Here is a 22,567-nt window from a genome sequence, read left to right as displayed (position 1 = left end):
CGGTAGCCTCCTCGGCTGTCAGCACTGACCGCCGACCACGGAGGTGGCGATGGGGGCGACCCTCAAGGACGCTACGGCGATAGCCGGCATCGGACAGACTCCTTTTGCCAAACAACTCCCGGGATCCGAAAAGACCTTGGCGTGCCGGGCGATCGTGGCGGCGCTGGACGACGCCGGGATCGCCCCGTCGGAGGTGGACGCGTTCGCCTCGTACACCATGGAGGAGACGGACGAGGTCGAGATCGCCAAGGCCATCGGCGCCGGGGACGTCACCCACTTCTCCAAGGTCGGTTACGGCGGGGGCGGTTCGTGCGCGACCGTGGCGCATCTGGCCGCGGCCATCGCCACCGGGCAGGCGAGCGTCGGCGTCGCCTGGCGCTCGCGCAAACGCGGCTCCGGGCCGCGGCCCTGGAAGAACACCCAGGTCCAGCTGCCGACCCCGGCGCAGTGGACCCGCCCCTTCGGACTGCTGCGCCCGGCCGACGAGATCGGCCTGCTGGCCCGCCGCTATATGCACGAATACGGCGCCACCCGCGACCATCTCTTCAACGTCGCGCTCGCCTGCCGCAACCGGGCCAACCAGAACCCGGCCGCGATGATGTACGACCGCCCGCTGACCCGCGAGATGTATATGACCGCGCGCTGGATCAGCGAGCCGCTCTGCCTCTTCGACAACTGCCTGGAGACGGACGGGGCGCTGGCCTGCGTCGTGGTAGCCGCCGAGCGCGCCCGCGACTGCCGCCACCGGCCCGTCTACGTCCACTCCGCCGCCCAGGGCCTGCCCGCCCAGCACCACGGCATGGTCAACTACTGGAACGACGACCCGCTCACCGGCCCCGCCTGGACCGCCGCCCGCCAGCTGTGGAAGGGCGCCGACCTCGGGCCGCAGGACGTCGACGTGGCACAGATCTATGACGCGTTCACCCCCCTCATCCCGCTCTCCCTGGAGGGCTACGGCTTCTGCGGCCGCGGCGAGGGCGCGGCGTTCACGGAAGGCGGTGCGCTGGAGATCGGCGGCCGGCTCCCCCTCAACACCGGCGGCGGGGGCCTGTCCGAGGCGTATGTGCACGGTTTCAACCTGATCACCGAAGGCGTCAAGCAGCTGCGCGGCACCAGCACCGCGCAGGTCCCGGACGCCGCCACCTGCCTGGTCACCGCGGGCGAGGGAGTCCCGACCTCCGCCCTGCTGCTGAGGAGTTGACGGCCGATGAGCTCTGGAGAGTCGCTGCGTGCATCCGTTCGTGAAGTCATGTCACCCAGCGTGACACCCCCCACTGACAATCGCCCCGACCCCGCCGCTGACCTGCTGCTTCCCGTTCCCGACGACGACGGCGCACCCTTCTGGGACTACGCCGCCCGCGGCGAACTGCGCGTCCAGTCCTGCGCCGACTGCGACGAGTTGCGCTTCCCGCCGCGCCCCTGCTGCCCGCACTGCCAGTCCTTCGCCGCCCGCTGGCAGAAGATGAGCGGCCGCGGCCGCATCTGGTCGTATGTGCTGCCGCACCCCCCGCTGCTGCCCGCCTACGCGGCCCGGCCCGGCTACAACGCGGTCGTGGTGGAACTGGCCGAGGCCCCCCGTATCCGTCTCGTCGGCAACCTCGTCGCCGCCGCCGACGCGCCCCTCAACTCCGTCGATCCGGCCCGGCTGCGCATCGGCGCCCCGGTGAAGGCCGCCTTCCACACCCTGCCCGGCGGCGTGACCGTACCCCGCTGGCTCCTGGAGCGACCGTGACCGGCCCCGACGGCACGACCAACGGCGCCGACCTCACCGGCCGCACCGCCTCCACTCCCCCCGCCGCCCCCACCGTCCGCGTCGAGACCCCCGGCGACGACGGCGTCGCGCTGGTGACGATCGACCGGCCCGAACGGCACAACGCGATCGACCTGGAAACCGCCGCCGCCCTCGCCGCCACCTGGCGCGCGATCCGCCGCGACGACACGATCCGTGCGGTGGTCCTGACCGGAGCGGGCCGACGCGCCTTCTGCACCGGCATCGACCGGTCCGTCAGCGTGCCCCAGCCCGCTTCCCCGTACGCGATCGACGATCCGCTGCTGACGATCGGCCCGAAGGCGAACGACCTGTGGAAGCCGGTCATCGCGGCCGTCGGCGGTATGGCCTGCGGCGGCGCGTTCTATCTGCTGGGCGAGTGCGAATTCCTCATCGCCGCCGAGTCGGCCACCTTCTTCGATCCCCATACGACCTACGGCATGGTCAGCGCCTACGAGGCGATCGGCATGGCGCAGCGGATGCCGTTCGGCGAGGTGGCGCGGATGGCGCTGATGGGGACGGCGGAGCGGCTCTCGGCGGCGCGGGCGCACGAGACCGGGCTGGTCTCGGAGGTCGTCCCGGACGGTGCGGCGGTGGCGGCCGCACTGCGGGCGGCCGCGGTCATCGCCGGCTACCCGACGGCGGCCGTCCAGGGGACCGTACGGGCGGTGTGGTCGGCGCGCGAGGCCGCCCGTGCGCAGGCGCTGGCGGCGGCGCCGCAACTGATCGCGCTCGGCAATGCGGCGCCGGAACTCCAGGCCCGGCTGTTCACGGCCCGTACCCGGGACCACAGGGTGCGCTGACCCCCAAGGCCGTATCAGAGCTTGGTCTTCTCCGCCCGCGTGATCTGGCAGCTGTACGAGAACGGCCCGTAGTTGTTGCCCCAGTTGACGGAGTACTTGGCGGTGTAGGTCTCGGTGTCGCCGGGGCCGACGGTGATGCTGCGCTGGTGGACGCCCCACGCCTTGCCGTCGGCCGGCTTCTCCTTCATCCAGTTGACCACCATGTCGTAGGAGTAGGTGTTCTCGCTGGACGGGTTGGTGATCGAGACCGTGTACGTGAACTGGCCCAGCGACCGGGAGAAGTCACAGTTCCTGCCGGTGACATCGTCGCGGCCGTCCGGGTCGAAGGTCTCCTCGGTGTTCTCGGGCTCGGGCGAGTAGGTGTCCTCGTCCGTGGGGGTCTCCGAGGGGGTCGGGTCGTTCGGGTTGTAGCTGTCCAAGGGGCTGAGGGTGGGCGCCGGCACCTTGATGTCCGCTCCGGGCAGGGCGCAGCCGCCGACCGTCGTGACGGTGGCCAGTGCCATTCCCGCGGCGGCGAACATCCGGGTGCCCGTACGCCGCCCGCTCGCTATGCCCTGGGTACCTCGTGTGCGCATGCGCAGCTTCATGCCTTTTGCCCATCCCCCTGAAGACGTGATGACGGCGCCATGCGTTGCCTGACGCGTGCACGGCACCCTAGCAAGGGCCGGTGACAGTCCGACGGAGGCCCGAAAGGGGCCGGCGAGATAGCGAGCACGGACGGTCAGGCGTAGCGTCGGTCCCGAGGACCTCAGGACGATGCGAAGCGAGGCGACGCCAGTGGTGCGCAACGTGAGCGGATCCCTGATCGCCCTCATCGGAGCGACGGCCGCCGTCTGGAGCCCCTTCCGTCCCTGGTACGACGGCCGTCACGGAAGCAGCTTCCGTATCGAGGACCTCTTCAACGGCATCAGCGACAACCGTGCCTCCCTGTACGGCTCCCTCTTTCTGCCGCTGGCCTTCGCGGGCCTGATGACCCTGGCCGGCGTGGCGCTGCGCTCACGGCTGCTGGTCGCGCTCGCGGGGATCGTCGTGCTGGGCTTCACCGTCGTGTGGATGGTCCGCCAGGGGCAGGCGGCGGGCGAACTGACCGCGGGCGCCCGCGGCCTGGGCGTGGGCGTGCCCAACGCCCTCGGCGGCGGTGCGCTGATGCTGCTCGGCGCCCTGGTGATGAGCGGCCGCGGCAGCCGGGTCGCCGGCCGCGGGGCCGGGCCGCGCTACGGCCAGGGGTACGACGACGGGTACGGCCGCGACGACGAGCGGGCGGCTCCCCCGCCTCCTCCCCCCACGGCGGCCGAACCCTGGGACCCGGGGCGCCCGGTGACGCATGACCCGGCGCACCAGGAATGGACCCCGGAGCAGCACGCCGATGACCAGTACGGCGGCGACCGGTACACCCAGGACCGGTATGCGCACGACCAGTACGGCTACGAGAGCGAGCCGCCGGACGAGGGGCCGGACACCCGGCCGCTGCCCCGGCCCGGTTACGGCGGCGGGCGCCCGCCCCATGAGCCGTCCACCGAACCGTGGCCCCGCCCGACTCCTCCCCCGCCTCCGCCGCCCCCGACCCGGACGACGCAGCGCCGGCCGCCCACGCCGCCGGTGGAGTGGGGCAGGGAACAGCGGCGGCCCGACGCCCAACGGCCGCCGGAGGAAGGGCAGTAGCCCCGCGCACCCCGGCGGATCCACGCGCCCCGAGGGGCGTTACGCGGGGCGGCGCGCCTGCCCCGTCCCCTTCGCCGCGTCCAGCGCGTACACACAGCGGTCCTTGCTGCACGCGTAGACCACGCCGCCGACCGCCACCGGCGAGCCGGTGATCTCACCTCCGGTCGCCAGCTTCCAGCGCAGCTGGCCGCCCATCGCATCCAGCGTGTACAGGCAGTGGTCGGCGGAGCCGAAGTGCACCCGGCCCTCGGCGACGACCGGTGCGCCGACGACCTCCGCACCGGCCTGGAACCGCCAGCGCGGGGTGCCGGTCACCGCATCCAGGGTGTAGAGCGCCTTGCCGCTGCCCAGGTGGACGGCACCGTGGGCCACCAGCACCGGCTCGGTGGACTGGCGCGCCTCGGTGGCGATCCGCCAGCGGTCGCGGCCGTCGGACGGATCCAGGGCGTAGACCGTGCCGAGGTAGTCCGCCAGGTAGATCCCGCCGCCGGTGACGGCGGGACCGGGGGCGAAGGCGGGCGGGCTGAGGAACACCGCGGGCGCCTCGAAGTGCCAGCGCACCTCGCCGCGGGCGCTGTCCAGCGCCAGCACCCGCGTCCCGGCGACCACATAGACCACGCCGTCGGGCGCGGGCAGCAGCCGCATCGGCACCCCGCCGCAGGACGCGGCGTCGCCCACCGGGTACGACCAGCGCTCGGCGCCCGTACGCGCCTCCAGCGCCTTGAGCCGGGCGTCGGCCCAGACGTACACCGTGCCGTCGTGCAGTACGGGCCCGGCCTCGGCGGTCTCGAAGTCGGTCTGGGCGCCGGCGGTCTCCCACAACCTCTCGCCGGTGCCCGCCTCCCACGCCTGTACGCCGCCGCCGCGGGTGCTGGTGACGACCGTGCCGCGCTCGACCTGGAGGGCGTAGACCCAGCCGTCGGTGGCGATCCGCCAGCGCTCGGAGCCGTCGTCGGCGTCCAGCGCATACAGGCTCGGGCCGTCGGAGGCATGGATGCGTCCGTCGGCGACGGCCATCGCCCAGGCCACGTCGCGGGTCTTGAACTTCCGCCGCCCGCTGGCCACATCGAGGGCGTGCACCTCGAAGGAGGTGACGTAGAGCAGATCTCCGGAGACCTCCGGGGTGCCCCAGACGTCGTTGGACATCCGGAAGCGCCAGGGGCGCCAGCGGCCCGGCTCGGCGGTCGGCTGCTCGGGCGGCGGGGGCGGCGCGGCCTCGGCGCCGTTGCCCTGGTGGGGCAGGGCGGCGGACGGTGCACCGCCGGGCGGCCGCACCCAGTTCGTGGCGGCACCGGCCTGGGCGTGCGGCTGCGGTTCGCGTGCCTCGGCGGCGCGCGGGCCGGGCCCTATCGGGGCGGGCGAGCCCGCGAGACGGACCGGGCCGCCCTCCGGGGACGCGGCGGGCGGCGGGGCCGCGGAGACCGGGGTCACCCGGGCGGTCGAGGCGTCCCGGCCCAGCGGGGCGGACGGCGGCATCGGGCCGGGGCCGCCGGAGCGGGGGTCGCCGCGGTGCGCGCCGGGGCCCGCGCCGAGCCGGCCCGAGGGCGGAGCGGCCGCCGCGGCGCTGCTCGATGAGGGCCACCGCGCCCGGCGGCAGCCAGGCCGAGGCCGTACCGCTGTCGTCGCTGCCGGAGCTGAAGAGGTGGGGCGCGAGCTGGGACTGGAGATCGGCGGGGGACGGCCGGTGGGCCGCCTCCATCTGCATACAGGACTCCATCAGGGGCCGCAGCTCCGCCGGCAGCCCCGTCAGGTCCGGGCCCTCGCGCAGCAGCATGAAGACCGTCTCGACGGGGTTGGCGCCGTGGAAGGGCGCATGCCCGGTGGCGGCGAAGACCAGCGTCGAGCCCAGGGAGAAGACATCGCTGGCACCCGTCACGCTGCGTGAGTCGCGGGCCTGCTCGGGCGACATGTACGCCGGGGTGCCGACGGCCACGTTGGTCATGGTCAGCCGGGTGTTGGACACCCCGGAGGCGATACCGAAGTCGATGACCCGGGGGCCGTCCTCGACCACCAGGACGTTCGACGGCTTCAGGTCGCGGTGCACCAGGCCCGCGCCGTGGATCGACTGGAGCGCCTCGGCGATACCGGCCGCCAGCCAGCGCACCGCCTGGGCCGGCAGCGGACCGCACTCATTGACTATTTCCTCCAGGGAGGGCGCGGGGACGTACGCCGTCGCCAGCCACGGCACCGCCGCCCGCGGATCGGCGTCCACCACCGCCGCGGTGTAGAAACCGCTGACCGCGCGGGCCGCCTCGACCTCGCGTGTGAAGCGGACCCGGAACAGCTGGTCCTCGGCGAGCTCGGTACGCACCGTCTTGATCGCGACGCGCCGGCCGGACGCCGAGCGCGCCAGATAGACCAGCCCCATGCCGCCGGCCCCGAGACGGCCGAGCACCTCGAACGGCCCGATCCGCCGGGGATCGTGCTGCGTCAGCTGCTTCAGCTGCTCCACCACTTGCCTGCCACCTCCCCGTGGGGCGTAAAAAGAGACTCTCCAGAGCCACGAGCCGCCGAGAGCCACTGCCCCGTGCAGCGTCTCACCGCATGGCCGAAACGGCCGTACGCGTGGTGATTCTTCCTGGCCGGGCCGATCGGTGCGAACCCGGGGCTGGGCGTCGTGTCACGGATCACGCCCCGTCACATCCGCCGCGACCGTTACCCGGCGTTATCGCCACCCATGTGACGTGCGCCGATACGTCCGATGACGACGGGCCACCGGGAGGGTTACCCGCCGGTCACCTGCCTGCCGTTGCCGGTATCGCGCCGTCCCGCACTCCGCCCCGTATTCCGCGCCGCAGCGGCCCCGACGCGATGCCCGCCCTCCCCCAGCTACCGCCGGGCGGCACCCCCAGCCCGGCCCCCGCGCTCCTGCACGCCCGCCCCCTGCCGGTCATACCGCCCCCGTCCCGACCACCGCCGCTGTCGCCGGCTGCCGCCCTCCCGTACGCCGTGCGCCCGTACGGCACGACGCTTCTGGGTGCAGCACCGCGCGCACCCTGCGTATTCCCCCGCGCTCCCACCCTTTTCCACCTCCGTGCCCGCCGGTCCGCACCGGCCCCGTCCACAGACCCCGTCCACCGGCCCTCGTCCGTCAACCCGCATCCACCGGCCCAATTCTGCTGCCCCGAGGGCCACTTCACCTCAGACCTATGACGCCGAACCCGGCGCCTTGGTTGTCGCAGAACACGGCGAACGGGCCGCCCGGCGTCGGCTGCGGCCGGATGACCACGCTGCCGCCGAGGCCGGTCGCGGTGCGCACCGCGGCGTCCATCGCGTCGACGAGGAAGCAGACGAGGACATGCGCCGGCGCCTCCTGCGGGTAGGTCGCGTCCATCTCGACCCGGCAGCCGATCTCGCGGGCCTGGCCGGGCAGCCGCCACGGCAGGAAGCCGGGGCGCGCCATCGGGCTGTCGGTGACGCCCTCGAAGCCGAAGACCGTGCCGTAGAAGGCGTCGGCCGCCGCGGCATCCCGGGTGTGCAGCCCCATCCAGAGGTACGCGCCGGGCTCCCGGCCGGTCTCGAAGCCGCGGTGCGCGCCGGCCTGCCAGGCGCCGAACACCGCACCGGAGGGATCGGCCGCTATCAGCATCGTGCCGAGCGCGCCGACCTCCATGGGCGCGGTGAGGATCCGCCCGCCCGCGCCCCGGATCAGGGCTGCGGTGCGCTCGATGTCGCCGGTCGCGAAGTAGAGCCCCCAGGCCGTGGGGGCGCGGTCACCCTGCCGGGGCATCAGCCCGGCGGCCCTCTTGCCGTTGCGCAGGGCCTGGGTGTAGCCGCCGGACGCGGGGGCACTCTCGGAGAACGTCCAGCCCAGGAGGCCGCCGTAGAAGCGCTTGCCCCGTTCGAGATCGGGCAGCATGACGTCCGCCCAGCAGGGAGCGCCGTCCGCGAGTGCAGTCATAAGTCCACGCTAACGGCGGTACGGGCGCCCCGCCCGACGAGCACTCGAACGTGTGGACGATTCATTGACGGGTTGACGCAGGTCATCGGCGTACGGACACACAACGGGCCATACGCTGCGCGCACTTGCCACCGACACCCCTTGCGCTTGTCCACCAAAGTTGTCCACAGCCTGTTGATAAGACCATTCACCGGTTCGGATCAAGCGCCGCCCTGCGGATTCGCGGCCGGGCAGGAGGCCGCAACCGGGGCGGCAGGAGGGGTCGGGCACCGTTAACTCCCGCGTCCCCATTTGCAGGCAGCCAAATCGCGCTCCGATCACCCCTCGGTAAGCTGACGGCATGACAGGACAAGTGCGAACCGTCGACGGCAGAGTTGCCGGCCGCCGTGGTCAGGCGACGCGGCAGAAGCTGCTCGACTGCCTCAGTGAAATGCTCAGTTCGTCCCCCTACCGGGACGTCAAAGTCATCGATGTGGCCCGAAAAGCGGGGACTTCACCCGCAACGTTCTATCAGTACTTCCCGGACGTGGAGGGCGCCGTCCTCGAAATCGCCGAGGAGATGGCCAAAGAAGGCGCAAGTCTGACCGGTCTTGTCGCCGGACGCCCCTGGGTGGGCAAGTCCGGCTGGCAGACGGCGGAGGAGCTCGTCGACGGCTTTCTCTCCTTCTGGCGCAAGAACGATGCGATTCTGCGCGTCGTGGATCTGGGCGCGGCCGAGGGCGACAAGCGGTTCTACAAGATCCGCATGAAGATCCTCAATGCCGTCACCAACTCCCTTACGGAGTCCATCGAGGAGCTCCAGAGCAAGAACAAGGTCGACAAGGACGTGAGCGCGGCGGCCATGGCCGGCTCGATCGTCGCGATGCTGGCGGCGGTCGCCGGCCACCAGAAGGGCTTCCAGAGCTGGGGCGTCAAACAGGCCGAGCTCAAGCCCAATCTGGCACTGCTGGTCCACCTCGGCGTCACGGGCAAGAAGCCGACGAAATAGGCGGCGCAACAACCGACGCCGCCTACGCGCCTCACCGGGCGAACGCCGGTTTCGCACGCCATCGACGCCGACCGAGGAGCCGTCACGAGCAGCCGCCATCCGTCCTGTAGCCGTCCTGCCATAGCTGCACCGCCGCAGCGGGTGCCGTGCGGCCCTTGAGAGGGCCGGGCGGCACCCGCTGCGCCATAGCGCCGCCCCGGCGCCAAGACCCGCCCGCCGCCCGTTCAGCGCCGTTCGAGGCGGAAGAGCCGGATCTCCCGCTCCACGCGCGCCTGATAGGCGGCATACGGCGGCCAGAAGGCGAGCGCCGCCCGCCAGGCCCGCTCCCGCTCCGCCCCCGTCAGCAGCCGGGCCCGTACGGGAATGTCCCGGCCCCGCCAACTCACCTCCGCATCCGGGCACTTGAGCAGATTCCCGGTCCAGGCGGGGTGGCCGGGCCGCCCGAAGTTGCTGCCGACCAGCACCCAGGTCCCGCCCTCCTCCGGCATGCACGCCAGTGGGGTACGCCGCACCAGCCCGCTTCTGGCGCCGGTCGCGCTGAGGATCACGCCGGGCAGCATCTGCGCGCTGAGCAGCACCTTTCCGCGGGTCAGCCGGTGGACGGCGCGGTCCAGCGCGGGGATGACATGCGGTGCGCACCGGGCGAACGCACGGGTCGAGGAGATCTTCTGCACCAGCCGCTCCCCCGGGGGCATCAGGCGTCGACCGCCTCTCGCGCACCGGGTGCGTCGGGCTCGCCGACCGCCACTCGCCCACCATCCGTACGCCGCTCCCCGGCCGCCCCTCCCCCGCCGGGCGCCTCCGATGGCCCGTCGGCCGCCGCCGCAAACAGCCCGGCCTCCTCGGCCGCCTGTGCGCGCAGCCGGTGCACCGGCCCCAGCAGCAGCTCGTCGCAGGCCGCGCGCTTGAAGTAGAGATGCGCCTCGTGCTCCCAGGTGAAGCCGATGCCGCCGTGCAGCTGGACCGCCTCGCCGGCCACCCTGCGCAGCGCCTCCAGCGCCTGCGCCAGCGCCAGCCCGGCCGCCCCCGGCTCGGCCGTACGGCGCCCCCCGGGGCCGCCCGCCACCCAGGCCGCGTACGAGGCCGCCGAGCGCGCCGCCTGCGCCGCCACGTACAGATCGGCGAGCCGGTGCTGCACCGCCTGGAAGGACCCGATCGGCCGGCCGAACTGCTCGCGCGCCCGGACGTACTCGACGGTACGGACGAGCGCGGCATCGGCCGCGCCGACCGCCTCGGCGGCGAACGCGGCGGCCGCCCCCACCCCGGTGGCGGCAAGCGCACCCGCCACCGCGTCCCCGCCCTCGTCGCCGCCACCGTCGCCCAGCAACTCGGCTGCCACGTCCCGCAGTTCGATGCGCGCCTGCGGCCGGGTCTCGTCCATCGCGGTCTGCCGGGTCCGTACGAGTCCGGGGGCGTCGGCCCGTACGAGAAAGACCAGGGTGCGGCTGTGCGCAAAACCTCCGGCGTGCGCGGCCACCAGGAGGACGTCGGCGCTGTGACCGTCGAGGACCTGCCCGGCCTCCCCGTACAGCCGCCAGGCGCCGTCCTGAGCGCGCGCCTGGATGCCGCCCGCGCGGCCGCCGCCCGCCCAGTCCCCGCCGTTCGGGCCGGTCAGCGCCAGTGCGGTGGCCAGTCGTCCGCCCGGTACGGCGAGGGTCGCGGTCAGCTCCCCGGTGGCCAGCGCCGGCAGCAGCCCGGCGCGCTGCGGCTCGCTGCCCAGGGCCAGGATCAGCGGCGCGGCGAGCACGGCGGTGGCGATCAGCGGCGAGGGCAGCAGGGCGCGGCCAGTCTCCTCGCAGGCCAGGGCGAGTTCGGTGGGCCCGCAGCCCACCCCGCCGTACGCCGCGGGCAGCGCCAGCCCCGGCAGCCCCAGCTGCTGCGCCAACTGCCGCCACAGCGCCTCGTCGTACCCGCGCGGGGTCCGCACCGCCGCCTTGACCTCGTCCGGCCCGCAGCGCTTGTGCAGCAGCCCGCGCAGAGTGCGGCGGATCTCGTCCTGCTCCTCGGTGAACGCGGCATCCATCGGCGGGCTCCTCCCGGCCGTACGACGACACCCGCCCGGTCGGGGCGGGCCCCGGTCATGGAATCTGACGGAGCGTCATAGTAGGGACGGGGGGTGCGATTTCCTAGACGGGCGGCGGCGGGGTTACCGGGGAGGCCCCCCGCACTCACCCTGCCCGAGGCCATGAATCTGATGTACCGTCAGATTCATGACTTCAGGGCCCGCACGCGCCTCAGGAAGCAACCGCCCCAGCGGAAACCGCAAGGCGGCCGCCGGAAACCGCAAGGTGGCCATCGCCGGAGTGGCCCTGTCCGACTGCGGGCGCGTGGACGAGGCCACCCCCTACGCCCTGCACGCCCAGGCCGCCCGCCGGGCGCTCGCCGACAGCGGCCTGGACCGGTCGGTGATCGACGGCTTCGCCTCGGCCGGACTGGGCACCCTCGCGCCCGTGGAGGTCGCCGAGTACCTGGGCCTGCGCCCCACCTGGGTCGACTCGACCTCGGTCGGCGGCGCCACCTGGGAGGTCATGGCCGCCCACGCCGCCGACGCGATCGCCGCCGGCCACGCCGACGCCGTACTCCTGGTCTACGGATCCACCGCCCGCGCCGACCTCAAGGCCGGCCGGCGCACCGCGAACCTCTCGTTCGGCGCCCGCGGCCCGCTCCAGTTCGAGGTCCCCTACGGGCACACGCTGATCGCCAAGTACGCCATGGCCGCCCGCCGCCATATGCACCAGTACGGCACCACCCTGGAGCAGCTGGCCGAGATCGCCGTCCAGGCCCGGGCCAACGCCGCGGCCAACCCGGAGGCGATGTACCGCGAGCCGATCACCGTCGACGACGTCCTCGGCGGCCCGATGATCGCCGACCCGTTCACCAAACTGCACTGCTGCATCCGCTCCGACGGCGGCTGCGCGGTCCTTCTCGTCGCCGAGGACCACGTCCCCGACCTGGCCGCACCCCCGGTCTGGGTGCTCGGCTGCGGGACCGCGGTCTCGCACACCACCATGTCGGAGTGGGACGACTTCACCGTCTCCCCGGCCGCGGTCTCCGGCCGCCTCGCCTTCGAGCGCGCCGGAGTCCGCCCGGACGAGATCGACCTCGCCGAGATCTACGACGCCTTCACCTACATGACCCTGGTGACGCTGGAGGACCTGGGCTTCTGCGCCAAGGGCGAGGGCGGCGCGTTCGTCGGGAAGGGGCGTCTGCTGCGGGACGGCGCGCTGCCGGTCAACACCGACGGCGGCGGCCTGGCCGCCTGCCACCCGGGCATGCGCGGCCTGTTCCTGCTGGTCGAGGCCGTACGCCAGCTCCGCGGCGAGTACGCCCCCGACCGCCAGGTCCGCAAGCCCGACGGCCGCCCGCCCCAGCTCGCGGTCGCCTCCGGCACGGGGGGATGGTTCTGCTCGTCGGGGACGGTGGTGCTGGGTAGGGGGTAGCGGGGGCGCGCGGACGGCAGCCGGGGGGTGCCCCTCAGCGGGTCGGCCGTACCGTCGGCAGCAACGGCGCGCTCCACCAGCTCGTCCCTGCCCGCCACCCCGTACGCTGCCTGGCATGGCCGATCCCACCGCCCGCCAGGACGCCCCGCCCGCCTCGGATTCCCCGGATTCCCCGGATGCCTCGGAGTCCCCGGACGCCTCGGATTCCCTGGACTCCCCGGATTCCCTGGACGACGACGCGTCTCCCGCCGCCGCCTCCCTCGCGTTCCGCGAACTGCTGCGTGGGCTGCGGGTCTGGGACACCGAACTCCCGTCGTTCGACCCCGCACAGGCCCCGGCCGAGCCGCTGCCCCTCTTCCGGCAGTGGCTGCGGGAGGCCGCCGAGGCCGGTGTGCCCGAGCCGCACACCATGACGCTGGCCACGGCGGATGCGGCCGGCGCCCCGTCCGTACGGACCCTGATGCTGCACGACGCGGACGAGCGCGGCTGGCATTTCGGCACCCACCGCGGCAGCCGTAAGGGCCGCGAGCTGGCCGCCCGGCCGCGGGCCGCGCTGGGCTTCTACTGGGCGGCGGTCGGGCGCCAGATCCGTATCCGGGGAACGGTGACCGCGGCGGACCCCGCGGAGAGCGCGGCCGATCTGCACCGCCGTTCACCGGGCGCGCTGGCCGCGGCGCTGGTCGGCCACCAGAGCGAGGTCCTCGGCTCCCTGGAGGAGCTGGCCCACGCCTCGGACGCCGCCTGGGAGCGCGCCCGACGCGAACCGGACGCCCCCGTCCCCAGTTGGACCCTCTACGTCCTGCGGGCCGAGGAGATCGAGTTCTTCCAGGGGGATGCGCGACGCCGTCACGTACGGCTCAACTACCGGTATGAGGGCGGGCATTGGGAGAAAGAGCTGCTCTGGCCGTAGCGAGTCACGCGGGCCGGAAGACGGGGACCGCGACGGCACACCCGCCGTCGCCGGTCCCGTTCCCCTGGGTTGCCATCTGCCGGAATGCCACCATCAGCGGCATCCCGATCCGCAACGCATCCTCCCCCTCCCCGCACCCCACGACCTCGGTCATCATCCGGGGCCCCTCCGCAAGCTCGACCACGGCCGCGACATACGGCACCCGGCCACCGAACGGCGGCAGGTCATTGCGGTGCACCACGGACCAGGTGTACAGGGTGGCGCGGCCACTGGCCGGTATCCACTCGACGTCCTCGCCCCAGCAGTACGGGCAGAACTGGCGCGGATAGTGGTGCACGACCCCGCATCCGCCCCCTTCCGTACGGCAGCGGCGCAGCAGCAGCCGCCCCTCGGCGGCGGCGTCCCAGTACGGCCGGGTGAAGGCATCCACCTCCGGCACGTCCCCGCGCGACACCGCTCCGGCCCGCGCCCCCGCCATCACCGCAACATCCCTGACATCGCTGCACCATCCCCACGATCGCACGACAGTTGGCTGACGCTACGTCAGTTCAACGGATGACGGGATCGCGCGCAAGACCCCCGGGGTCACACCCCTCGGCCACCCCTCCCAAGAGCCTTCCTCGCACTTCCCCGCACTTCCCCGCGCTTCCCCACACTTCCCACGCTCACCCATGCTTCCCTGCGCAGCCCCGTGCAGCCCCATTCCTGACAGGCCGTCAGTTCGGTAATCTCATAACTGACTAGGCGTCAGGTATGGAATGGATGCACTCCTGCCCGGCGCCATGAGAGCCGTCACACAGGAGCGGGCGTCTGCGATGCTTGGATCGACTCACGGCACCCTCACCACGCACTCCCGGCCGGCCCGCGTCGTGGCCTGTGGGGAGCAACCACCACCCACTGTCCACGGCGTGCCCGAGCCGCGCGGGGGCGACGGCGGGGAGCGGGACGGCGCGGCGGTCGACCGGGACGTCAGCGGGCGGCCGCTGTACGCCGAGGTGCCCGACCTGGGCCGTTTCTTCCGGCCCCGGGCCGTGGCCGTCATCGGCGCCTCGGACGGCGAGGGACGGCCGAACACCGGTATCACCCGGCAGCTGATCGCCTGGGCGGAACGGGTCGGCGCCCGGCTCCATCTCGTCAACCCGGGGCGTGAGAAGGTCTTCGGACGGCCCTGCCATGCCTCCGTGGCCGACCTGGCCGACCTCACCGACCGCACTGGCTCCACTGGCTCCACTGGCTCCACTGGCTCCACTGGGCACTCCGAACCCATCGATCTCGCCGTCCTCCTGGTCGCCGACCCCGTCCCGGTCATCGAGCAGCTGGGCGACGCCAAGGTGACGTTCGCGGTGGCCTTCGCCTCCGGCTTCGCCGAGACCGGCGCGGATGGTGCGGCGGCGCAGGACCGGCTCGCCGAGGCCGTCGACCGCGCCGGACTGCGGCTGCTGGGCCCGAACACCAACCTCAACGCGTTCGAGACCTTCCGCGAGGACCTCGACGGCCCGGCCATCGCGCTCATCACCCAGTCCGGTCACCAGGGCCGCCCCGTCTTCACCCTCCAGGAGCTGGGCATCCGCCTCTCGCACTGGGCCCCCACCGGCAACGAGGCCGATCTGGAGGTCGCCGACTTCCTCTCGTACTTCGCCTCCCGTCCCGAGGTCGGCGCCATCGCCGCGTATGTGGAGGGGCTCAAGGACGGCCGCAGCTTTCTGCTCGCCGCCGACCGCGCGGCCCGTCACAAGGTGCCGGTCGTCGCCGTGAAGGTCGGCCGCACCGAGACCGGGGCCCGGATGGCCGCCTCGCACACCGGCAAGCTCACCGGCGCGGACGAGGTCGTGGACGCCGCGATGCGGCAGTTCGGCGTGATCCGGGTGGACGGGCTCGACGAGCTCCAGGACACCGCTGCGCTGCTGGCCCGCGCCAGGAAACCCCTCGCCGAGGGAGTGGCGGTCTATTCGATCTCCGGCGGCACCGGCGCCCACTTCTCCGATCTGGCGACCGCGGCGGGACTCCACCTGCCCGCCCTGCCCCGGGCCAAGCAGGACGAGCTGCACCGGTGGATACCGGACTATCTGAGCGTCGCCAATCCCATCGACAACGGCGGGCATCCGGTCGGCGACTGGCGCGGCCGCAAGATCATCGACGCGATCCTCGCCGACCCGTCGATCGGCGTGCTCATCTGCCCGATCACCGGGCCGTTCCCGCCGATGAGCGACACGCTCGCGCAGGACCTGGTGGACGCGGCGGAGCGGACGGACAAGCTGGTGTGCGTGGTGTGGGGCTCCCCGGTCGGCACCGAGGACGCCTACCGCCGCACCCTCCTCGGCTCCTCGCGCGTGGCGACCTTCCGCACCTTCGCCAACTGCATCACCGCCGTACGCGCCTACCTCGACCACCACCGCTTCGTCGAGGGCTACCGCTCGCCGTTCGACGACGCCCCGCGGGTGCTCTCCCCCTCCGCCCGCAAGGCTCAGGCCCTGCTGCGGCCGGGCCGGCAGCTCAGCGAGCACGCGGCCAAGCAGCTGCTGCGCGCCTACGGCATCCGCGTACCGCGCGAACAGCTGGTGACCAGCGCGGCGGCGGCCGTGCGGGCGGCGAGCCAGGTCGGCTATCCCGTCGTCATGAAGGCGTCCGGGCCGCAGCTGGCCCACAAGACCGAACTCGGTCTGGTCAAGGTCGGGTTGACCTCGGCCAGCCAGGTGCGGGACGCGTATCGCGAGCTCACGGACATCGCCCGTTACGAGGACGTGCCGCTGGACGGCATGCTGGTCTGCCAGATGATCGAGCGGGGCGTGGAGATGGTCGTCGGGGTCACCCATGACAGCCTCTTCGGGCCCACGGTGACGGTGGGGCTGGGCGGAGTGCTGGTGGAGGTGCTGCGGGACGTCGCGGTGGGCGTGCCGCCGTTCGGGGAGGACCGGGCGCGCGCCATGCTCGGCGAGCTGCGCGGCCATGCCCTGCTGGACGGCGTACGGGGCGCGCCGCCCGCGGATATCGATGCACTGGTGGAGGTCGTCCTGCGGGCGCAGCGGATGGCGCTCGAACTGGGCTCGGAACTCGCCGAGTTGGACATCAACCCACTGGTCGTCCTCCCGCGGGGGCAGGGCGCCGTGGCCCTGGATGCGCTCGCGGTGTGCCACGGGACCGACGGCGAGAGCCCGGCCCGAGGATCGTAAGCCAGCCCCACACCCGGCCCCGGACCCACACCCACACCCACACCCACACCCGCAGCCCCCACCTGGAGCCGTCCCCATGGCAACCTCCCCGGATTCCCTCGCCTCTGATTCCTCTGATTCCTCTGACGCCTCTGACGCCTCTGACGCCTCTGACGCCTCTGATCCCGTCTCGCGTGATTCCGGCCCGCGCGATTCCGACCCGCGTGATTCCTTGATACTCCACGCCACTGACAACGGCGTCTCATGGATCACCCTCAACCGGCCCGCGGCCATGAACGCCCTCACCTGGGACCAGCGCGAACACCTCATGGAACTGCTCGCGGACGCATCGGCGGACCCGGAGGTACGGGCGGTGGTGATCACCGCGACCGGCAAGGGATTCTGCGCCGGGGCAGATTTGCGAGGGTCACCGTCGGCGGAGGGCGAGCGGGTCGCGGGTGATGTCGCGCGGATGATCCGGTGCGGGGCACAGCGGTTCATCGGCGCGGTCCTGGACTGCGAGAAGCCGGTGATCGCCGCCGTCAACGGCACCGCGGCAGGAATCGGGGCGCATCTCGCGTTCGCCTGCGACCTGGTGCTGGCCGCCGAATCGGCCCGGTTCCTGGAGGTGTTCGTACGGCGGGGACTGGTCCCGGACGGCGGCGGCGCCTATCTGCTGCCGCGGCTGATCGGTCCGCAGCGCGCCAAGGAGCTGATGTTCTTCGGCGACGCCGTGCCGGCCGCGGAGGCCGAGCGGCTGGGGCTGGTCAACCGGGTGGTGACGGACGGTGAGTTGACGAAGACGGCGCGGGAGTGGGCCGAACGGCTGGCCGCCGGCCCGACCCGCGCGCTGACCCTGACCAAACAGCTGGTCAACGCCTCGCTCGACGCCGACCGGACCGCGGCCTTCGCCGCCGAGGCCGCCGCCCAGGAAATCAACATGACGACGGCCGACGCCCGGGAAGGGGTCGCGTCCTTCGTGGAACGTCGCACCCCCAGGTATCGGGGGAGGTAGGGGAGACAGCCGCGCCAACATGACGCGCTGCGGATGAGGTCCCAGTGGATGACGTCCCGGTGGATGAGGTCCCAGTGGGTGAGGTCCGGTGGATGACGTCCCGGCCGATCACGTCCCAGCCGATGACGCCCCACGGGATCACGTCCCACCCGACGGCCGCCTCTCTCCCGGCGAACACACCGGAATCTCCTGGGTATTGCGGGTCCGCACCCCCGGCAGCCACCCCGTCATGCCCTTCCTGGCCGTCACCAGATACCAGCGGGTCGACGTCACCCCGGCCTCGTCCCGGATCAGACGGCCATCGGTGACCACGCAGTGCGCGGACAGGACATCGCCGTGCCAGACCCGGCCCACGAAGTTTCCCGGCTCGGAGTAGGGGACGTACGGGTCCTTGGCCAGGCGCAGGGCGCACTCCAGGGAGCGGAGGTGGCGGCAGGCGGACTCGCTGTTGTAGACGGCTATCGGTACGGAGCGGACGGCGGCGGCCGGAGGCGGTCCGGTGCCGGCCGTCCGCAGCAGCCACCACGCGCCCAGCACCACCGCGGCCACGGTGGCCGCGACGCTGAGCACGACGGCGTAAGCCCGACGACGCGACGACCCGAGCGCAACGGATCCACCGGCTGGGACAGGAGCCCCGGCTGTCATGGGAGTTGCGGGTGTTACGGAAGTCGTGGGAGTAACGGACGCCGTGGGAGTTACGCGAGGCGCCCGACTCGTCGACGTCACGGGAGCCGCCGGCGCCGGGACCGTGCCCGACTCCTTGATGCGGGCCCACAGCCCGGCCGGTACCTCGATCTGCTGGTCCGCGCGGTGCAGCCGCTCGCGCAGCAGCGCCTCGACGTCGTCCCCGTCGCTCATCGTGCCGCTCACCTCCCGCCCCGTCCGTGCCGCGTGTCCACAAGGTGGGCGCGCAGTCGGTCCAGTGCACGGGCGCGGTGCCGGGCGGCCGTACCGCGGTGCACCTTCATGATCTGTGCTGCCTGGTCGATGGTGTAGCCGTCGAGGTCGACGAGGATGACGATCCCGGCCTGGCGGTGCGACAACCGCCCCAGCAGGCGCACCGCTTCGAGTTCGGCATGCCGTTGCTCCATCCCGCCGTCCCAGGCCCCGGCCCCGGCCGCCCCGCCGAGGCCCGCCGTGGCGCCGCCTGCCCCGGCCGCCTCGACGCCCTCCATGGCATCGACCGGCACCTGACGCCGGTCCCTGCGGTGTGCGTCGCGGGCGATGTTGAGCACCGTGGTGAAGGCATAGGCGTACGGCTCCGGATGCGCGAGGAAACGCTGCGGGCGGGCGGCCAGTTTGAGGTACGCCTCATGCACCACGTCCTCCGCGGAATGTCTCGATCCGGCCAGCATCACCGCACGACGGTAGAGCCGCGGCAACAGCCCGCAGAAGACCTCGTCGAAGGTGGGTGATGTGGTGGACGAGGGTGAGGACGGCGTCGCATCGGCCATGTGGTGGTACTCCCCCGTGCTGGGCTCCGGGCGGCGACCGTGGTGGAAGCTACCCGTGCAGGCCGTAGCCAATCAGGCCGCACCACACGAACTCGGCCGAATACCCGCCACGTCACCCGTGCGTTGCCGCAAACCACCCTTGGGTGTGGATGCCCCTCCGGAGGCTTCCTTTCTGACGCTGCATCAGATTCAATGAACGCATGATGGGACATGCGGGAATGGCGGCCACGGCGGTGCGGTATCTGCGCTCGGTGGGCGCTCCGACCACCGCCACCGCCACCGCCACCGCCACAAGCGTCCCGTCACCGCGCCCCGCCCACCGCCCGGCACCCCGCCCCGCGCTGCGCGCGGTCCGCGACGACGAACGGGCGCCGCTCGACCCGGCCGAATTCCGCTCCGTCCTGGGCCACTTCGCCAGCGGGGTCACGATCATCACGGCCCCGGGGGACGACGGCCCGGCCGGTTTCGCCTGCCAGTCGTTCGCTTCGCTCTCGCTCGATCCGCCGCTGGTCACGTTCATGGTGGCGCGTACGTCGACCACCTGGCCGCGGATCTCCCGCGCCGGGGTCTTCTGCGTCAACATCCTGGGCGCCGGGCAGGGCGAGCTGTGCCGCGGGTTCGCGGTCAGCGGCGCCGACAAGTTCGCGGGGGTGGCGTACACGGCGGCTCCGGCAACCGGTTCGCCGCGGCTGACGGACGTCCCGGCCTGGATCGACTGCACGATCCAGGCCGTGCACACCGGCGGCGACCATCTGATCGTGGTCGGCCGGGTGGAGGCCCTCGCCGCCGACCCGTCCGCCGCCGCAACCGGCCCTCTGCTCTTCCACCGGGGCACCTTCGGGCGCCTCGGTCCCTCCCTTTAGGCGGCTCCCTCCAGGGCGACTCCCCCGCCCCGTCGCCGGATGACCAGCGCCATCATTTCACGGTGGGGTCCTCGCACAGGAGGGACACGAACCACCGGCCGGCCGCGTCCTGGGACACCGTCACTGTGGACGGCTCCGCACCTTCGGGCAGCCGCCGGGACCACACGATGTCCCCGCTACACGTGAGTGGCCATAGCTCACATGCCCATGCATCAACTTGTGGCCTACCACGGGCCATTGAGGGCGGAACGAGTGGCCGAAGGGCCAGCCTTCACCAGGATCGGGCCACCGCTCCGGTGCCTAGGTGAAGGTCAACACCCCCCGCGCCACCCGCCCATGATGCGCATCGTCCGCCGCCTTGGCGAAGTCCTCGACCGGATAGGTCTCGCTCACCAGCTCGTCCAGCAGCAGCCGCCCCTCCCGGTACATCCGGGCGTAGAGCGCGATATCCCGCTGCGGGCGCGACGACCCGTAACGGCACCCGAGAATCGACTTGTCGAGATACAGCGACGAGACCTGGAACGACGCCTCCGCACCGGCCGGCGGCACGCCGAGCAGCACCGCCTGGCCGTGCCGGTCCAGCAGATCGATCGCCTGCCGGATCAGCCGCGTACTGCCCACGCACTCGAAGGCGTGATCGGCCCCGGTCGGCAGGATTTCCTTGACGGCCTTGACGCCGTCCGCCACCGCCGACGCATCGATGAAGTGCGTGGCCCCGAACTGCCGCGCCATCGCCTCCTTCGCCGGATTGGCGTCCACCGCGACGATCACCGACGCCCCGGCGATCCGCGCCCCTTGCAGCACATTGAGCCCGATCCCGCCGGCCCCGATCACCACGACCGCCTCGCCGCGGTCCACCTTGGCCCGGTTGAGCACGGCCCCGACACCGGTCAGCACCCCGCATCCGAGCAGTGCGGCAGACGTCAGCGGAATGTCCTCGGGGATCTTCACGGCCTGCACCGCCTTGACGACCGTACGCTCCGCAAACGCCGAGTTCGAGGCGAAGTTGAAAAGCTCCGTGGCCCCGCGCCGGAACGGTCTGCCCGGCATGCCGATCGCCTTGCGGCACATCGTCGGCCGTCCCCGGTCGCACTCCGCGCAGGCCCCACAGTTGGCCAGCGTCGACAGCGCCACATGATCACCGGGCGCCACATGCTGCACTCCGGCCCCTACGGCCTCGACCACTCCCGCCCCTTCGTGCCCCAGCACCACCGGCACCGGAAACGGAATGGTCCCGTCGACCACCGACAGATCGCTGTGGCACAGCCCCGCGGCCCGGATCCCCACCAGCACCTCACCGGGCCCCGGATCCCGGACCTCCAGATCGTCCACGACCCGGGTCTGCTCGCCGTCGAAAATGACGCCTCTCATCACCGCTCCGCTCTGGGCAGGCCGAGCACGCGCTCGGCGATGATGTTGCGCTGGATCTCATCCGAACCGCCGTAAATGGTGTCGGCCCGGGTGAACAGAAACAACCGCTGGAGCGCATCGAGTGCATACGGCGCCTCCGCCGACCACGCCGCGGGCCCCACGGCCGCCGCGGCGCCCCGTACCCGTATCGCCAGCTCTCCCAGCCGCTGATGCCAGCCGCCCCACAGCAGTTTGGCCACGCTGGGGGCGCCCGCGTCCCCGGCCGCCCCCAGGGTTCGCAGCGCATTCCACCGCATGACCTTCAACTCGGCCCACTGCCGTACGAGTTGATCCCGCAGGACGGGGTCGCGGACGGCGCCGGAGGCCACCGCGTCGGCGACCATCGCCGTCAGTTCCGCGGCGAAGCCGATCTGCTGGACCAGTGTCGAGACGCCGCGTTCCCGGGCCAGCAGGCCCATGGCGACCCGCCAGCCGTTGCCCGCCCCGCCCACCACGTGGCCGGTCCGCGCCAGCGCCCCGTCGAAGAACACCTCGTTGAATTCCGCGGTCCCCGACATCTGCCGGATCGGCCGGACCTCTATCCGCCCCGGCTGGTCCATCGGGACGAGAAGAAAGGACAGCCCCCGGTGCCGCGTCTCCCGCATATCGGTGCGCGCCAGCACAAAGCACCAATCGGCCTCTGTGGCCAGCGAGGTCCAGATCTTCTGCCCGCTGATGCGATAGCCGTCCCGGCCCTTTACGGCCACCGTACGCAGTCCGGCGAGATCCGATCCCGCTTCCGGCTCGCTGTATCCCTGGCACCACAATTCCTCGCCGCGCGCAATGGGCGGCAGAAACCGGCGCCGCTGCGCATCGTCGCCGTGGGCGATCAGCGTGGGCGCCAGCAAATTCTCCCCGATGTGGCCCATCCGTCCCGGCGCCCGCGCCCGCGCGTATTCCTCGGCCCACACCACCTGTTGGGTCAGCGTCGCGGCCCGGTTTCCGTACCCGCCGTGCGTCCGGTCCCATGCGATCCCGATCCATCCGCCGGCGCCGAGCTCCCGCTCCCAGGCCCGCCGGACGGCAACCCCTTCGTGCTCGCTACCGGGGCCGCCGGTCCCGCCGTATGCGGCATACGCACCCACAAGATGACGCGCCAGCCACTCCCCCACCTCACCGCGGAATGCGGCGTCGTCTCCCCCGCCGCGGAATGCGGCGTCTCCCTCGCCCGCTGCGCTCTCCACGCCAACCTCCTCGGCACGCC

The 22,567-nt window shown here is 72.6% G+C and carries 19 protein-coding genes and 2 pseudogenes; 10 read left to right on the top strand and 11 right to left on the bottom strand.

What is annotated here, in order from left to right:
* The first annotated feature begins 49 nt into the window (after positions 1-49).
* The 3 genes from SNA_RS37815 to SNA_RS37805 all read left to right on the top strand — a co-directional run bounded on the left by SNA_RS37815 (position 50) and on the right by SNA_RS37805 (position 2,571).
* Positions 50-1,201, top strand: a complete 1,152-nt coding sequence (locus SNA_RS37815; protein WP_030069581.1) for a lipid-transfer protein — start codon at positions 50-52, stop codon at positions 1,199-1,201.
* A 48-nt stretch (positions 1,202-1,249) separates the two neighbouring features.
* Positions 1,250-1,732, top strand: a complete 483-nt coding sequence (locus tag SNA_RS37810; RefSeq protein ID WP_044368850.1) for a Zn-ribbon domain-containing OB-fold protein — start codon at positions 1,250-1,252, stop codon at positions 1,730-1,732.
* Between the two features lie 110 nt (positions 1,733-1,842).
* The gene (locus SNA_RS37805; RefSeq protein WP_044368951.1) at positions 1,843-2,571 is read left to right on the top strand and encodes an enoyl-CoA hydratase/isomerase family protein; all 729 of its coding nucleotides are present in this window, start codon (positions 1,843-1,845) and stop codon (positions 2,569-2,571) included.
* A 14-nt stretch (positions 2,572-2,585) separates the two neighbouring features.
* On the opposite strand, the gene SNA_RS37800 is transcribed toward SNA_RS37805, so the two are convergent.
* Positions 2,586-3,146, bottom strand: a complete 561-nt coding sequence (locus SNA_RS37800) for a hypothetical protein (RefSeq protein ID WP_241779998.1) — start codon at positions 3,144-3,146, stop codon at positions 2,586-2,588.
* A gap of 214 nt (positions 3,147-3,360) precedes the next feature.
* Between SNA_RS37800 and SNA_RS37795 the strand changes: the two genes are divergently transcribed.
* A complete protein-coding gene (locus tag SNA_RS37795) occupies positions 3,361-4,233 on the top strand; it encodes a hypothetical protein (RefSeq protein WP_338059857.1) in 873 nt (290 codons plus the stop codon).
* A 39-nt stretch (positions 4,234-4,272) separates the two neighbouring features.
* Here SNA_RS37795 and afsK read toward each other — a convergent pair.
* Together afsK and SNA_RS37785 are read right to left on the bottom strand one after the other, a co-directional pair.
* Positions 4,273-6,676: pseudogene (gene afsK, locus SNA_RS45415) on the bottom strand (protein serine/threonine kinase AfsK).
* 693 nt (positions 6,677-7,369) lie between these two features.
* Positions 7,370-8,134: a VOC family protein gene (locus tag SNA_RS37785; protein WP_030069571.1), complete on the bottom strand. Its 765-nt coding sequence runs from the start codon at positions 8,132-8,134 to the stop codon at positions 7,370-7,372.
* A gap of 340 nt (positions 8,135-8,474) precedes the next feature.
* Here SNA_RS37785 and SNA_RS37780 point away from each other — a divergent pair, with 340 nt between their 5' ends.
* Positions 8,475-9,122: a TetR family transcriptional regulator gene (locus SNA_RS37780; protein ID WP_030069569.1), complete on the top strand. Its 648-nt coding sequence runs from the start codon at positions 8,475-8,477 to the stop codon at positions 9,120-9,122.
* A 224-nt stretch (positions 9,123-9,346) separates the two neighbouring features.
* Here the strand turns inward: SNA_RS37780 and SNA_RS37775 are convergent, their stop codons facing one another.
* Positions 9,347-9,817 (bottom strand): nitroreductase/quinone reductase family protein, encoded by a 471-nt coding sequence (locus SNA_RS37775; RefSeq protein WP_030069568.1) that lies wholly within the window; start codon positions 9,815-9,817, stop codon positions 9,347-9,349.
* Positions 9,817-11,145 carry an acyl-CoA dehydrogenase family protein gene (locus SNA_RS37770; RefSeq protein WP_044368845.1) on the bottom strand — a complete coding sequence of 443 codons (1,329 nt, stop codon included), beginning with the start codon at positions 11,143-11,145 and terminating at the stop codon, positions 9,817-9,819. Before SNA_RS37770 ends, SNA_RS37775 begins: the two co-directional genes overlap by 1 nt.
* Before the next feature lie 187 nt (positions 11,146-11,332).
* Between SNA_RS37770 and SNA_RS37765 the strand changes: the two genes are divergently transcribed.
* Positions 11,333-12,562 carry a thiolase C-terminal domain-containing protein gene (locus SNA_RS37765; protein ID WP_078970485.1) on the top strand — a complete coding sequence of 410 codons (1,230 nt, stop codon included), beginning with the start codon at positions 11,333-11,335 and terminating at the stop codon, positions 12,560-12,562.
* A gap of 115 nt (positions 12,563-12,677) precedes the next feature.
* A complete protein-coding gene (locus tag SNA_RS37760; protein ID WP_078970484.1) occupies positions 12,678-13,472 on the top strand; it encodes a pyridoxine/pyridoxamine 5'-phosphate oxidase in 795 nt (264 codons plus the stop codon).
* A gap of 4 nt (positions 13,473-13,476) precedes the next feature.
* Here the strand turns inward: SNA_RS37760 and SNA_RS37755 are convergent, their stop codons facing one another.
* Complete coding sequence (locus SNA_RS37755; RefSeq protein WP_044368839.1) at positions 13,477-13,950, bottom strand: Zn-ribbon domain-containing OB-fold protein; 474 nt, start codon at positions 13,948-13,950, stop codon at positions 13,477-13,479.
* A gap of 337 nt (positions 13,951-14,287) precedes the next feature.
* On the opposite strand from SNA_RS37755, the gene SNA_RS37750 reads away from it, so the two are divergent.
* On the top strand, positions 14,288-16,642 hold the full coding sequence (locus SNA_RS37750; RefSeq protein WP_044368836.1) for an acetate--CoA ligase family protein: 2,355 nt from the start codon (positions 14,288-14,290) through the stop codon (positions 16,640-16,642).
* 76 nt (positions 16,643-16,718) lie between these two features.
* The gene (locus tag SNA_RS37745; protein ID WP_078970483.1) at positions 16,719-17,636 is read left to right on the top strand and encodes an enoyl-CoA hydratase/isomerase family protein; all 918 of its coding nucleotides are present in this window, start codon (positions 16,719-16,721) and stop codon (positions 17,634-17,636) included.
* A gap of 138 nt (positions 17,637-17,774) precedes the next feature.
* Here SNA_RS37745 and SNA_RS37740 read toward each other — a convergent pair whose 3' ends face one another.
* Positions 17,775-18,494 carry a hypothetical protein gene (locus SNA_RS37740; RefSeq protein ID WP_044368947.1) on the bottom strand — a complete coding sequence of 240 codons (720 nt, stop codon included), beginning with the start codon at positions 18,492-18,494 and terminating at the stop codon, positions 17,775-17,777.
* A gap of 8 nt (positions 18,495-18,502) precedes the next feature.
* On the bottom strand, positions 18,503-19,090 hold the full coding sequence (locus SNA_RS37735; protein WP_078970482.1) for an RNA polymerase sigma factor: 588 nt from the start codon (positions 19,088-19,090) through the stop codon (positions 18,503-18,505).
* Positions 19,091-19,308: 218 nt separating this feature from the next.
* On the opposite strand from SNA_RS37735, the gene SNA_RS37730 reads away from it, so the two are divergent.
* Positions 19,309-19,953, top strand: a complete 645-nt coding sequence (locus tag SNA_RS37730) for a flavin reductase family protein (protein WP_030069544.1) — start codon at positions 19,309-19,311, stop codon at positions 19,951-19,953.
* 55 nt (positions 19,954-20,008) lie between these two features.
* Here SNA_RS37730 and SNA_RS44585 read toward each other — a convergent pair.
* The 3 genes and pseudogenes from SNA_RS44585 to SNA_RS37720 all read right to left on the bottom strand — a co-directional run.
* Positions 20,009-20,125, bottom strand: a pseudogene (locus SNA_RS44585) (RNA-guided endonuclease InsQ/TnpB family protein); the annotation flags it as partial.
* A 128-nt stretch (positions 20,126-20,253) separates the two neighbouring features.
* Positions 20,254-21,324: a Zn-dependent alcohol dehydrogenase gene (locus SNA_RS37725; protein ID WP_030069542.1), complete on the bottom strand. Its 1,071-nt coding sequence runs from the start codon at positions 21,322-21,324 to the stop codon at positions 20,254-20,256.
* Positions 21,324-22,547 carry an acyl-CoA dehydrogenase family protein gene (locus SNA_RS37720; protein WP_030069540.1) on the bottom strand — a complete coding sequence of 408 codons (1,224 nt, stop codon included), beginning with the start codon at positions 22,545-22,547 and terminating at the stop codon, positions 21,324-21,326. The genes SNA_RS37725 and SNA_RS37720 overlap by 1 nt, the downstream gene beginning before the upstream one ends.
* Between the last annotated feature and the right edge of the window lie 20 nt (positions 22,548-22,567).

It is taken from the genome of Streptomyces natalensis ATCC 27448, from assembly GCF_000935125.1.
In the GTDB taxonomy this organism is placed as follows: Bacteria; Actinomycetota; Actinomycetes; order Streptomycetales; family Streptomycetaceae; genus Streptomyces; species Streptomyces natalensis.
Note: the sequence above shows the minus strand (reverse complement) of the source record. Positions and strands in the feature narration are given on the sequence as shown.

Coding starts and splice junctions, on each gene's coding strand:
- SNA_RS37745 (WP_078970483.1), top strand. CDS start 16,719: ATGGCAACCTCCCCGGATTCCCTCGCCTCTGATTCCTCTGATTCCTCT.
- SNA_RS37800 (WP_241779998.1), bottom strand. CDS start 3,146: ATGCGCACACGAGGTACCCAGGGCATAGCGAGCGGGCGGCGTACGGGC.
- SNA_RS37740 (WP_044368947.1), bottom strand. CDS start 18,494: ATGAGCGACGGGGACGACGTCGAGGCGCTGCTGCGCGAGCGGCTGCAC.
- SNA_RS37815 (WP_030069581.1), top strand. CDS start 50: ATGGGGGCGACCCTCAAGGACGCTACGGCGATAGCCGGCATCGGACAG.
- SNA_RS37780 (WP_030069569.1), top strand. CDS start 8,475: ATGACAGGACAAGTGCGAACCGTCGACGGCAGAGTTGCCGGCCGCCGT.
- SNA_RS37770 (WP_044368845.1), bottom strand. CDS start 11,145: ATGGATGCCGCGTTCACCGAGGAGCAGGACGAGATCCGCCGCACTCTG.
- SNA_RS37760 (WP_078970484.1), top strand. CDS start 12,678: ATGGCCGATCCCACCGCCCGCCAGGACGCCCCGCCCGCCTCGGATTCC.
- SNA_RS37750 (WP_044368836.1), top strand. CDS start 14,288: ATGCTTGGATCGACTCACGGCACCCTCACCACGCACTCCCGGCCGGCC.
- SNA_RS37725 (WP_030069542.1), bottom strand. CDS start 21,324: ATGAGAGGCGTCATTTTCGACGGCGAGCAGACCCGGGTCGTGGACGAT.
- SNA_RS37785 (WP_030069571.1), bottom strand. CDS start 8,134: ATGACTGCACTCGCGGACGGCGCTCCCTGCTGGGCGGACGTCATGCTG.
- SNA_RS37730 (WP_030069544.1), top strand. CDS start 19,309: ATGGCGGCCACGGCGGTGCGGTATCTGCGCTCGGTGGGCGCTCCGACC.
- SNA_RS37775 (WP_030069568.1), bottom strand. CDS start 9,817: ATGCCCCCGGGGGAGCGGCTGGTGCAGAAGATCTCCTCGACCCGTGCG.
- SNA_RS37755 (WP_044368839.1), bottom strand. CDS start 13,950: ATGGCGGGGGCGCGGGCCGGAGCGGTGTCGCGCGGGGACGTGCCGGAG.
- SNA_RS37735 (WP_078970482.1), bottom strand. CDS start 19,090: ATGGCCGATGCGACGCCGTCCTCACCCTCGTCCACCACATCACCCACC.
- SNA_RS37765 (WP_078970485.1), top strand. CDS start 11,333: ATGACTTCAGGGCCCGCACGCGCCTCAGGAAGCAACCGCCCCAGCGGA.
- SNA_RS37810 (WP_044368850.1), top strand. CDS start 1,250: ATGTCACCCAGCGTGACACCCCCCACTGACAATCGCCCCGACCCCGCC.